The 11762-nt window shown below is 64.1% G+C and carries 12 protein-coding genes; 8 read left to right on the forward strand and 4 right to left on the reverse strand.

The window, feature by feature from the left end; genetic code table 11:
- Positions 1–227: 227 nt before the first annotated feature.
- Complete coding sequence (locus SAS01S_RS19800; protein ID WP_066812618.1) at positions 228–878, forward strand: DUF4893 domain-containing protein; 651 nt, start codon at positions 228–230, stop codon at positions 876–878.
- A gap of 31 nt (positions 879–909) precedes the next feature.
- Here the strand turns inward: SAS01S_RS19800 and SAS01S_RS19805 are convergent, their stop codons facing one another.
- The 4 genes from SAS01S_RS19805 to SAS01S_RS19820 all read right to left on the reverse strand — a co-directional run bounded on the left by SAS01S_RS19805 (position 910) and on the right by SAS01S_RS19820 (position 6106).
- The gene (locus tag SAS01S_RS19805) at positions 910–2691 is read right to left on the reverse strand and encodes an AMP-dependent synthetase/ligase (protein ID WP_066812639.1); all 1782 of its coding nucleotides are present in this window, start codon (positions 2689–2691) and stop codon (positions 910–912) included.
- 53 nt (positions 2692–2744) lie between these two features.
- Positions 2745–4511, reverse strand: coding sequence for a gamma-glutamyltransferase (ggt, locus tag SAS01S_RS19810; RefSeq protein WP_066812620.1), 1767 nt, complete (start codon positions 4509–4511; stop codon positions 2745–2747).
- A gap of 224 nt (positions 4512–4735) precedes the next feature.
- Positions 4736–5032 (reverse strand): GIY-YIG nuclease family protein, encoded by a 297-nt coding sequence (locus tag SAS01S_RS19815; RefSeq protein WP_066812622.1) that lies wholly within the window; start codon positions 5030–5032, stop codon positions 4736–4738.
- A gap of 48 nt (positions 5033–5080) precedes the next feature.
- Positions 5081–6106 (reverse strand): quinone-dependent dihydroorotate dehydrogenase, encoded by a 1026-nt coding sequence (locus SAS01S_RS19820; RefSeq protein ID WP_066812643.1) that lies wholly within the window; start codon positions 6104–6106, stop codon positions 5081–5083.
- Positions 6107–6408: 302 nt separating this feature from the next.
- Between SAS01S_RS19820 and SAS01S_RS19825 the strand changes: the two genes are divergently transcribed.
- The 7 genes from SAS01S_RS19825 to SAS01S_RS19855 all read left to right on the forward strand — a co-directional run bounded on the left by SAS01S_RS19825 (position 6409) and on the right by SAS01S_RS19855 (position 11619).
- Positions 6409–7260 carry a helix-turn-helix domain-containing protein gene (locus tag SAS01S_RS19825; RefSeq protein ID WP_066812624.1) on the forward strand — a complete coding sequence of 284 codons (852 nt, stop codon included), beginning with the start codon at positions 6409–6411 and terminating at the stop codon, positions 7258–7260.
- A gap of 108 nt (positions 7261–7368) precedes the next feature.
- Positions 7369–7797: an SUF system Fe-S cluster assembly regulator gene (locus tag SAS01S_RS19830; protein ID WP_066812626.1), complete on the forward strand. Its 429-nt coding sequence runs from the start codon at positions 7369–7371 to the stop codon at positions 7795–7797.
- A gap of 121 nt (positions 7798–7918) precedes the next feature.
- The gene (sufB, locus tag SAS01S_RS19835) at positions 7919–9382 is read left to right on the forward strand and encodes a Fe-S cluster assembly protein SufB (RefSeq protein WP_066812629.1); all 1464 of its coding nucleotides are present in this window, start codon (positions 7919–7921) and stop codon (positions 9380–9382) included.
- On the forward strand, positions 9379–9804 hold the full coding sequence (locus SAS01S_RS22675) for a hypothetical protein (RefSeq protein WP_157082921.1): 426 nt from the start codon (positions 9379–9381) through the stop codon (positions 9802–9804). Before sufB ends, SAS01S_RS22675 begins: the two co-directional genes overlap by 4 nt.
- A 5-nt stretch (positions 9805–9809) precedes the next feature.
- Complete coding sequence (gene sufC, locus SAS01S_RS19845) at positions 9810–10553, forward strand: Fe-S cluster assembly ATPase SufC (protein ID WP_066812633.1); 744 nt, start codon at positions 9810–9812, stop codon at positions 10551–10553.
- Entirely contained in the window at positions 10550–10870 is a 321-nt protein-coding gene (locus SAS01S_RS19850; RefSeq protein ID WP_066812635.1) for a hypothetical protein, read from the forward strand. The genes sufC and SAS01S_RS19850 overlap by 4 nt, the downstream gene beginning before the upstream one ends.
- Positions 10867–11619, forward strand: coding sequence for a SufD family Fe-S cluster assembly protein (locus SAS01S_RS19855; RefSeq protein ID WP_066812637.1), 753 nt, complete (start codon positions 10867–10869; stop codon positions 11617–11619). The genes SAS01S_RS19850 and SAS01S_RS19855 overlap by 4 nt, the downstream gene beginning before the upstream one ends.
- The last annotated feature ends 143 nt before the right edge of the window (positions 11620–11762 follow it).

Consider the following 11762-nt stretch of genomic DNA (forward strand, 5'->3'; position numbering starts at 1 on the left):
GGGTGGGGCGCAGTAGGAGCGCCGCCAGTTTTCCATGCGTTTTTGCGACCAGAGCGGCCCAAGAATGCTGCTGCCCTGGTGACGTCCGACGGATCGTGTGCCGGGTGCGATCAACTGCGCGGAGGCGTGCGTCCTACCGCAGATTTTAACCTTTTGTTAACTATCTCCGGTCACTTTTAGGCAACATTCTGAAATCTAGCTTGTTTAGCCGAAGAGAGGGGGCAGAGATGCGCTGGTCCTGGGTCGGAGCGGTGGCGCTTGGCGTCGCGCTGGCCGGATGCACAACGGGTCCGAAGGCGGTGGTGACCGTTGCCGCCGGGGCCCCTGTCGAACAGCCGACCGGCTGGCGGGCGACCGCGACGGCCGACGATCAAGCGCGGATCGAAGGGCTGGGGGATCGCATGCAGCGCATGCTGTCGGCGGTGCCGGCTGGTGCCCGGGCGCGCGTCGCGGCGGAGATGCCGTTGCTTGATCCCAAGTCGGCGCTCGACGCGCCCGCGCTCTCGCCCGGGTCCTATCAGTGCAGGCTGGTCAGGATTGGCGGTCGGCGCGGTGTGGTCAGCTACAAGTCCGATTTCTGCTATATTGCCGTCGAGGGAGGAAAACAGAGCTTCACCAAGCAGACCGGTACGCAATTGCCCGGCGGCTGGTTGTTCGACGACGATAAAGGCAAGCGCCTGATCTTCCTGGGCACGCTGCGTCCGCAGCAGGCCCCGTCGGCGCCGCCTTACGGGCAAGTACGGCAGCGCGACGTCGCCGCGGTGATCGAGCGCATCGCGCCGTTCCGCTGGCGGATGGCGCTGGTCAAGAATGACGGACAGGGCGATCAGATGCTCGATATCTACGAACTGATCCCGGTGGTGAACGGGTCAAGCTGACGGCGCGCGGCAGCGTTCAATTCGGGACAAGTCACCCCTTGTAAAGCGCGTCCAGCCGCGGGCCGTAGACTTCCTTCAACACATGACGCCGGATCTTCAGGCTCGGCGTCATCTGCTGGTTCTCGATCGTGAACGGTTCGTCGGCGAGGATGAAGCGGCGGACGCGCTCGGTGACCGACAAATCCTTGTTGACCCGCTCGACCGCGGCGAGCAGCGCGGTGCGATAGTCGAGATCGTCGGCCAGCGCCTTCGCGTTACACGCGGCGCCTGTCCTGGCGCACCATTCCTGAGTCCATTCGGGATCGGGAACCAGCACCGCGACCATATAGGGCCGCCGGTCTCCGGCGATCATCGCCTGGCCGATCTCGGGCTGCAAGGTTAGCATGCCCTCGACCTTTTGTGGGCTGACATTGTCGCCCTTGTCGTTGATGATCAGGTCCTTCTTGCGGTCGGTGATCTTGATCCGGCCCTTGTCGTCGATCATCCCGATGTCGCCGGTGTGCAGCCAGCCGTCCCTGAGCACGCGCGCGGTTTCTTCCGGATTGCGCCAATAACCGTGCATGACGAGTTCGCCGCGAACCAGAATTTCGCCGTCCCCGGCGATCCTGACCTCGACCCCATCGAGCGGCGGGCCCACGGTATCCATCTTGAGGCCGGCGCGCGGGCGGTTACACGAAATGACCGGCGCCGCCTCGGTCTGGCCATAGCCTTGCAGGAAAGTCAGGCCGAGCGATTGGAAGAAGATGCCGATTTCGGGATTGAGCGGCGCGCCGCCCGATACCATCGCCTTGATCCGCCCGCCGAAGCGTTTAGCGATCTTGGGCATCAATAGCGATTTCACGATCAGATTCATCGGCTGGTCGTAGAACGGCACGCCACCCGCCGCCTTCTTGCCGCCGATCGAGACCGCGCGGCTGAGCAGGTAATTGGACACCGCGCCCTGTTTCTCGACCGCCTTGGAGATACGCGTCCGCAGCACCTCGAACAGGCGCGGCACGACGACCATGATCGTCGGGCGCACTTCCTCGATATTGCTGGCGAGTTTGTCCAGTCCTTCCGCATAGTAAATCTGCGCGCCGAGCCCGATCGGGAAATGCTGGCCGCCGGTATGCTCATAGGCATGGGAGAGGGGCAGGAAAGAGAGGAACACTTCGTCCTCCCAGCCGAAATCCTCGGCGATCAGGGTGCAGCACGCCTCGACATTGTGCAGGATCGCACCGTGATGCTGCCGCACCCCACGTGGCGCGCCGCCGGTGCCCGAAGTGTAGATGATGCAGGCGAGGTCGTCGCGGCTCGCGGTGATCGACACATCGTCGGGCTGCGCCGGATGGTCGGCGATCAGCTTCGACCAATTGTGATAGACGAGGTCGGTCTGGCCGACGCGCAAATCCTCCAGTCCGATCACGATCTTGGCCTCGCTGGCGCGGGCGGCGGCGGGAAGCAGTGGGCGGGCGAGTTTGGCGGTCGAGACAATGATCGCGCGCGCGCCCGAATTCTCGATGATGTGGCTGTGGTCGCGCTCGGTATTGGTGATGTAGGTCGGCACCGTCACGCAACCCGCGGCCATGATTGCCAGGTCGCTGATGCACCATTCGGGACGGTTCTCGCTGACCAGCATGACGCGATCGCCGGGCTGCAGCCCGATCGCCTTCAGCGCAGTGGCCAGACTGGCAACTTGCCGCGCCGTCTCCGCCCAGCTGAGCGGCGCCCAGGCGTCACCTTGCTTGTGCCACAGGAAAGGCTGGTCGCCCCCGGCCCGGGCGCGGGTAAAGAACATAGCGACCAGGTTGGGGAATTTCTCGATCTGCCGCATCCGGTCCTCTCCCATATGGCGCGCCGCGTTCGGCTGCGCCATTCAGGCCGACGTTATTCGGATGGGCGGTTGGGCGCCATCCCCATCCGTCTGATCGCGGTCATCTTGCCATCCTGTCCCATCGCGACACCTTCGCTGCGCGGATCGGCGGCGCCGACCCATTTGCCGCCGACGCGCTCGATCGCATTGGCCTTGAGCCCGAGCGGGCCGACCATGATCTTCTCACCCAGCGCGCGCAGTTGCGGCGCCATCGTCTCGGCCTGCGTGCCCGATTCTGCAACCGCCGTCTGGCCGGGTGCGTAGATGAGCCCCAGGCCGATCGCGTCCTGCGCGCTCATCTTCCAGTCGACCACGGCGACGATCGCCTTTGCCACCTGGGCGATGATCGTCGATCCGCCGGCTGCACCGATCGCCAGCCGGACCTTGCCGTCCGGGCCATAGACGATGGTCGGCGCCATCGAGCTGCGTGGGCGCTTGCCGCCCTGGACGCGGTTGGCGACGAGATAGCCGTCCTTGTCGGGCACGATGTCGAAATCGGTCAGCTCGTTGTTGAGCATGATCCCGTCGACCGACAGGCCAGATCCCCATGGCCCCTCGATCGTCGTGGTGACCTCGACGACATTGCCGGCCTTGTCGGTGACGACGAGGTCGGTGGTGCCGGGGGTTTCGCTTGCCGGCACGCGCCTGCGCGGCGGGGCGCCCGGCGGGGTGCCCGGTGCGACATCGGCGATCGACTTGTCGGGGGAGATCAACGCCGAGCGCGAGGCGATGTAACTGCGGTTCAGCAGACCGGCGAGCGGCACACTAACGAAATCGGGATCGCCGACAAACATGTCGCGGTCGGCGTAAGCGAGGCGCGAGCTTTCGGCGAACAGATGCCAGGCAACCGGCGACTCCTTGCCCAGCTTCGCCATGTCGAAACGCTCGAGTTGCTTGAGGATCATCAGCACGGTGAACCCGCCCGATGAGGGCGGGCCCATGCCGCAGATGCGGTAGGCGCGATAGGTGCCGCACAACGGCGCGCGCGGCTTGGCGCGATAGCTGCCGATGTCGCTGATCGTCATCTTCGACGGATTGCGCTGGGCGTTGTTGACCGCCGTCACCAGCCGTTGGGCGGTACCGCCGGTATAGAAGGCGTCAGGCCCGAGGCGCGCCACGCGGTCAAACAACTCGGCTTGTTTGGGGTTCTTGATGATCGTGCCCGCCGGCCATGGCTTGCCCGACGCATCCATGAAGATCGCGCGCCCATTCGCATCCATGTGGCCGGAATATTGCACCAGCGCGTTGGCCAGCCGCGGCGACGCCTCGAAGCCATCGCGCGCCAGCCGGATCGCCGGCTGGAACAACCGCGCCCAAGGCAGCTTGCCCGATTGCGCATGCGCCATCGCCATCACGCGAAGCTGGCCGGGCACGCCGACGCTGCGGCCGCCAGGGACTGCGGCGAAGTGCGACAGCGGCTTGCCGTTGGCGTCGAAGAACCACTTGTCGTTGGCGGCTATCGGCGCGGCCTCTCGTCCATCGATCGTGTTGATCTTGCCGCTCGCGGCGTCATGGCGGACGAAGAAGGTGCCGCCGCCCATGCCGGAGCTTTGCGGCTCGACGACATTGAGCGCGAGCATCGTCGCGATCGCCGCATCGGTCGCGCTGCCGCCGGCGTTGAGGATTTCGACCCCGGCCGCCGCCGCGCGCGGATCGGCGGCGCTGACCATGCCGGTGGCGGCGGGTCCGGCGGTAGTGACTGTCCTGGCGGTCTGTCGGGCGGAACCCGACGCCGCCAAGGTTGAAAGGACGATGGCGGCGGCGACGAACAGCTTCTTCATGCAAGCGACCCTAATGACATGGGAAAAGGTGACAAGCCGCGATTGCGGCACGACCTATAGACGACGGTTACGGCGCAGCGCGCGGACCATCGCGGCGATCACCGCAATTGGTACCAGCAGGAAGATGGCGAGGAAGAAGAGGTGGGCGAGTGCGAAAGCCATGTGATTCGTCTATTCCTTCTTCAACCACCCCGGCGAAGGCCGGGTCCCAGTCAGGTGATCGGCTATAGTGACGGGATGCGCTCGTATAGATCGCTCCAGTCGGCGTTAAGCCCCTCGATTTCGCGAATCTTCCACGCTCGCTTCCATTCTTTCATGCGGCGTTCGCGAAGCCTTGCTTGTTCCAGGCCATCGTGGACCTCATACCAGACGAGTAAATGGCATCCGTAGTCGCGCGTGAAGCCAGGAACGACATCGTTCCGATGTTCCCAGACACGCCGTAGGAGGTCGGTTGTCGACCCGATATAGATTGTCCCGTTGCGCCGACTGGCCATAATATAAACGAAGGCCTGTCCCATCATCGCCTATGTCCCGAAATTGGGCCCCGGCCTTCGCCGGGGTGGGAATTGTTAATCCGTGCCGATAGCGTCCGCGACCTGCACGAAACCATCGCGCCGCGTCAGTGCGTCGAGGTCCCGCAAGATGCGTCCCGGCAGCGCCGGCCCGCCATAGACGAGCCCGGTATAGAGCTGAACCAGGCTCGCGCCGGCGCGGATGCGGGCATAGGCTTCGGCGCCGCTGTCGATCCCGCCGGCCGCGACGAGCGGGAGCGCGCCGGCGGTCGCCGTCCTGAAATCGCGCAGTCGTTGCGCGGCGAGCGTCGCCAGAGGCCCGCCCGAGAGGCCACCGCTCTCGCCGGCATTGGGTGAGGAGAGGGGCGGACGACTGACGGTGGTGTTGCCGACGATCAGCGCGTCGATACCGGCATGGATCGCGGCGCGGGCGATCTCGTCAATCTGCGCCGGCTCCTGATCGGGCGCGACCTTGAGGAATAGCGGCGTCGTTCCTCGCGCCATGGCGGCGCGGGTGAGCAAATCGGTCAACGCGGGGCCGTGCTGTAGGTCGCGCAGGCCGGGCGTGTTGGGCGAGCTGATGTTGATCGTGACATAATCGGCGATCGGCGCGGCGGCGGCCACGGCATGCTCGTAATCGGCGATACGATCGGCGGCGTCCTTGTTGGCGCCGACGTTGATGCCGAGCATGCCGGTGCGTTTCGCGGCCCGGACCCGCGGCAGCGCCGCGGCCAGCCCACCATTGTTGAACCCCATCCGGTTGATCACCGCGCGATCGGGGACGAGGCGAAACAGGCGGGGCTTGGGATTGCCCCCTTGCGGTAGCGGCGTCAGCGTTCCGATCTCGACCGCGCCGAAGCCGAGGCCGAAAAAGCCGGCAATTGCGCGGCCGTCCTTGTCGGCGCCGGCGGCCAGCCCCAGCGGATTTGGGAAAGTGAGCCCCGCCACGGTGACCGGCAGCGACGGCGGCCGCGCGGCGAGCGGCGTTCCTACCGCTCCCCAAGCCGCAAGCATATCGACGGTAAGGCAGTGCGCGGTTTCGGCGTCGATCGCGAACAGAAGCGGGCGGGCGAGAAAGGCCATGACGGCCGCCATGGCAGGCAGTGCCGTCAGGGTCAAAGCCCCTAACGTTACGGAAACCGTCAAATATCGCGATACGGCGAATCCGTCCAATACGACTCGGGAATGAAGGGCCTAGGACAAGCATGCGACCCGAAGGGCCCCTGGGAGGGGGTTCTTTCCCTCGACGGCCCGGTTTTCGAAAGAAAATCGGGCCGCTTTCTTATGTTAAGCGAAACCGACGATATACTCATTTTGGGTGGCGGTTTGACCCGGAATGGTATAAAAACAGCGCAACGAAAGAAAAATACAGGGGCGCAACTTTCGTGTCGGATATCCAACTCGATTATCGGGTTCCTTCACCCGACCTCGCGGATCATGTAACATTATTCTATAATTTTCGCGCCGACATGCCGTGGTTCGAAGATATGGAACGGGCTGACTATGCCCAGTTCCGCTTTCGTCTGAGCCCCGGTTTCGCGTGTTATTATTTCCCGACCGGCGAGAAATATGCCCATCCGATCCACGTTGTCGGCCCCACCAGCGGCGCGACCAGGTGCCGCGTCGAAGGACCGGTGCGGCTGTTCGGCTTCGGTATCACGCCGGCGGGCTGGGCGGCGATGCTCGGCGGCGACGCCTCGGACATGCTCGACGATACGATGGAAGTCGGGCCAAGCCTGCGGCCGCGTGCCGAAGCCACGTTTCGGGCGATCGCGAATACGGAGAATATGGACGAACGGGTACTGATTGCGGAGGCGCTGGTCCGCGAGCTTACCTGCAGGGCGACGCGGGAATCGGTCAGTTTCGCGCATCAGGTGGATGAATGGCTGGAGGGCAACACGTCCCCCGATATCGACGACCTGATCGCGGTCACCGGGCTGTCGCGCCGTCAGGTCGAACGCAAGTGCAACGCCCTTTATGGCGCGCCGCCCAAGTTGCTGGCGCGCAAATATCGCGCGTTGCGTGCGGCGGTCGCGATGTGCCGCGGCGACATCAGCTTCGATGACGCGGTCGGTCGCGGCTTCTACGACCAGTCGCACCTGATCCGCGAAGTGAAGCAATTCACTGGCCTCACACCGAAGCAGATCCGCGATCGCCCGACCGCGCTGGCCGAGATCACGGTACAGCAACGGCTCGCAATGTCCGGGCTGGTGAGGCCGCTGATCACGAGTACCTGACTCCCTTTTCCACAAGGGAAGGGGGAATTTAGGTGGTTGACGTTCCTAGCCCTCGCGCCCAAATGGCAATCGGATCGATTTGATCCGATTTGAGAGTCGTTCGCAACTATGCGTCTTTCCAGCCTGGCCGATTATGCCGTGGTGATGATGTCCGCCGCCGCACGCCATTGCGGCGGGGCGGGGCGTCTCAACGCGACCAGCCTGGCGGAGGAGACGGGGTTGCCGTTGCCCACCGTGCAGAAGCTGGTCAGCAAATTATCGTCTGCGGGACTGATCGAAAGCCAGCGTGGCACTGGTGGCGGGTTTCGCCTGTCGCGACCGCCCGCAGCGATCAGCCTAGCCGATATCGTCGAGGCGATCGAGGGACCGATCGCGATGACCGCGTGTGTCGAGCATGGCGCGCACGATTGCTGTGTCGAGGAGAGTTGCCGCGTGAAGCCGCATTGGAATGCCGTCAACCGTGCCGTCCGCGGGGTGTTGGCCGGCGTGAGCCTCGCCACCCTGTCCGCCGCTCCTGTGCTGGAGGTGCAAGCTTGATGCGCGAAGCGCAAACTATCTTCCTTCGTGGCTTCGTGTCTTCGTGCGAGTCTATTTTTCTCGCACAAAGGCACAAAGCCACGAAGATTTTTGATGGCCGCTACGCGGCTGGGGACTTCTGATGGCGACGAAGAACGCAGAGGCGCTGGCCGCCGCGAACAAGAAATACGAATGGGGCTTTGCCTCCGACGTCGAACAGGAGTTCGCGCCCAAGGGGCTGTCAGAGGACACTGTTCGCTATATCTCGGCCAAGAAGAACGAACCACAATGGATGCTCGACTGGCGGCTCAAGGCATTCCGCCTGTGGGAGACGATGGAGGCGCCCGACTGGGCCAAGCTCGACATCGCGCCGATCGATTACCAGGACGCGTATTATTACGCCGAGCCCAAGGCGAAGAAGACCATCGCCAGCCTCGACGAACTGGATCCCGAAATCCGGCGGACCTATGAGAAGCTCGGCATCCCGATCGAGGAGCAGAAGGTGCTCGCCGGGGTCGAGGGCGCGCGCAAGATCGCGGTCGATGCGGTGTTCGACAGCGTCAGCGTCGCGACGACGTTCCGCGCCGAGCTGAAGGCGGCCGGCGTCATCTTCCTGTCGATCAGCGAGGCGATCCGCGAATATCCCGAGCTGGTGAAGAAGTGGCTGGGCAAAGTTGTGCCCCAGCACGACAATTATTTCGCGACGCTCAATTGCGCGGTCTTCTCCGACGGCACCTTCGTTTACGTGCCCGAGGGCGTGCGCTGCCCGATGGAGCTGTCGACCTATTTCCGCATCAATGCCGAGAATACCGGCCAGTTCGAACGCACGCTGATCGTCGCCGACAAGGGAGCCTATGTCTCTTATCTTGAGGGTTGCACCGCGCCGATGCGCGATGAGAATCAGCTCCACGCCGCGGTGGTCGAACTGGTCGCGCTCGACGATGCCGAGATCAAATATTCGACCGTCCAGAATTGGTATCCTGGCGACGAGAACGGCCTGGGCGGGATCTACAATTTCGTCACCAAGCGCGCGCTGTGCCAGGGCAGGAACAGCAAGGTGTCGTGGACCCAGGTCGAGACCGGGTCGGCGATCACCTGGAAATATCCGAGCTGCGTGTTGGCGGGCGAGAATTCGGTTGGCGAATTCTATTCGGTAGCGGTGACCAACAACCACCAGCAGGCCGATACCGGCACCAAGATGATCCACCTCGGCAAGGGATCGCGCTCGACCATCGTGTCGAAGGGCATATCGGCCGGGCGGTCGGACAATACCTATCGCGGGTTGGTGCGCGTCGCGCCGACGGCGGAAGGTGTGCGCAATTTCACCCAGTGCGACAGCCTGCTGCTCGGCTCCGAATGCGGCGCGCATACCGTGCCGTATATCGAGGTGCGCAACCCCTCGGCGCAGATCGAGCATGAGGCGACGACCTCGAAGATCAGCGAAGACCAACTCTTCTACGCGATGCAGCGCGGCCTCGATCAGGAAGCGGCGGTCGCGCTGATCGTCAACGGCTTCGCGCGCGAGGTACTGCAGCAACTGCCGATGGAGTTCGCGGTCGAGGCGCAGAAATTGCTGGGGATTTCGTTAGAGGGGAGCGTGGGGTGATTGCTGCCTTAATCATTAGTCTGCTGGTTCAGAGCACTCCAGTTGCCGTCGTCAGGACGAGTGAGCGAGCCGGGCCAGTCGAAATTCCGGACGAGATCGCGCCGGCGGTGATCCCCTATTTCCTCTGTCTTAATGAGCGGTCTAATGCCGCAATTCAGGGGACGATGAAGCGCGACAAGGTTAGTGGCCTCGATGGCTCTGGACTGCGTGAAGCGAACAAGCTGGCTCTCACAGACTGTAAGGCGGTACGCGACACTTCAGTTGCCAATGCCAGCAAGGCGCTCAACACGCGCGAGATCGGCGACGCTGCCGCGCGAACGAAGATGATTGAAGATACGCTGACTGGCTTCGAAGCGAGCATGACGGCGAATGCCGATAAGCTCGACGAATTCAACAAGGCGCACGCTGCGTCGGGAAAATAAGAATCATGCTTCAAATCAATAACCTCCACGCCGAAGTCGACAGCAAGCCGATCCTCAAGGGCCTCTCGCTCGCGGTGAACGCCGGCGAGGTGCACGCGATCATGGGGCCCAACGGCGCGGGCAAGTCGACGCTGGGTTATGTTCTCGGCGGGCGGCCCGGCTACGAGGTGACCGAGGGATCGGTCAGTTTCGACGGCGAGGATCTTCTGGCGATGGCGCCGCACGAGCGTGCCGCCGCCGGGCTGTTCCTCGGCTTTCAATATCCGGTCGAGATTCCCGGCGTGTCGAACGTCCAGTTCTTGCGCGAGGCGCTCAACAGCCAGCGCCGCGCACGGGGCGAGGGGCCGCTGTCGGGCGGCGATTTTCTCAAGCTGGCGCGCGCTGAGGCAGCGGCACTGTCGATGGATGCCGAGATGCTCAAGCGGCCGGTCAATGTCGGCTTTTCGGGCGGCGAGAAGAAGCGCAACGAGATGGTGCAGATGGGGATCATTGCGCCCCGGCTGGCGATTCTCGACGAGACCGACAGCGGGCTCGACATCGACGCGTTGCGCGTGGTCGGCGACGGCATCAATCGCATCATGCGTGCGCCCGACAAGGCGGTCGTGCTGATCACGCATTATCAGCGGCTGCTCGATTACGTGAAGCCCGACTTCGTCCATGTGCTCGAGGCCGGTCGGATCACGCGGACCGGCGGGGCCGAGCTGGCGCTCGAACTCGAGCGCGAAGGCTATGGAGCGGTGGCGGCGTGATCGCCCTGTTCGCCCTTTTCGCGGCAATGCAGACGACGCCGGACGCCGTGCCCGCGGACCAGCCCGATATCGTGGTAGTCGCTGAGCGATTGAAACAAGTGACCGTAACGGTCGGCCGAGATCCACGCGGGCGTTCGACCTGCGCGCTCAGCCGGTCCACCGGCAGCGCGAGTCTGGATGGTCAATTGTGCAAGACCGCTGCCAAATGCGTGAAGTCGGGCGCGGTCGCGCCAGCCGCCATCGCCGGATGCATCGACGCGCGTAAGCCAGCCCTCTTAGACGATTTGCGCCGTTCATTGGGGAAGGGTCGCTCATGACGTTACTCGCGCTCCCGACCCGCCGCGATGAGGCGTGGCGCTATAGCGACCTCGACGCGCTGGCCGAGGCGTGGCCGCTCAATCCGCCCGAGGCGATCCGCGTCGCCGCTGGCGAGGAGATCTCGCGGGTCGTGGTGCAGGATTCTCCGCCCGGATCGGTGGCGGTCAAGGATATCGCCATCGTGCTGGAAAAGGGCGCGCGGGCGACGTTCCACGTGCTCAATATCGGCGGCAAACTGGGGCGCGTATCGATTGACGTGACCTTGCACGACGGCGCGCATTTCGAGCTTGGCGGGGCGATGCTCGGCGGCGGCGAGCAGACGCTGGAGATCGTCACCACGCTCAACCATATCGAGCCCAATGCGACCTCCAACCAGGTCGTCCGCTCGGTGCTCGGCGGTAAGGCTACCGGCAGCTATCTCGGCAAGGTCGCAGTCGCGCGCGATGCGCAGAAGACCGATGCCAGCCAGTCGGTCAAGGCGATGCTGCTCACGCGCACCGCGACCGCTAATGCTAAGCCCGAGCTGGAGATTTTCGCCGACGACGTGAAGTGCGCGCATGGCGCGACCGTAGGCGAGCTGGACGCGATGGCTTTGTTCTATCTGGAAAGCCGGGGCATTCCGACGGCTGATGCGAAGAAGCTATTGTTGCGGGCATTCGTCGGCAGCGTGTTCGACGATATCGCCGATGAAGGCGAGCGGACGCGCGTAGAAGCGGCGGCGCAGGCTGCGCTGGAGCGGATGCTATGAACGAGACGGCAAAAATCCTCCCTGGGACGGGGAGGGGGACCATCGGCGCTGCCGATGGTGGAGAGGGCCCGCGATCTAGCGATTCGCCGGCGGCGGGCCCCCTCCACCACGACGCTGCGCGTCGCGGTCCCCCTCCCCGTGCC

The sequence above is a fragment of the Sphingomonas asaccharolytica NBRC 15499 genome (assembly GCF_001598355.1).
Lineage (GTDB): Bacteria > Pseudomonadota > Alphaproteobacteria > Sphingomonadales > Sphingomonadaceae > Sphingomonas > Sphingomonas asaccharolytica.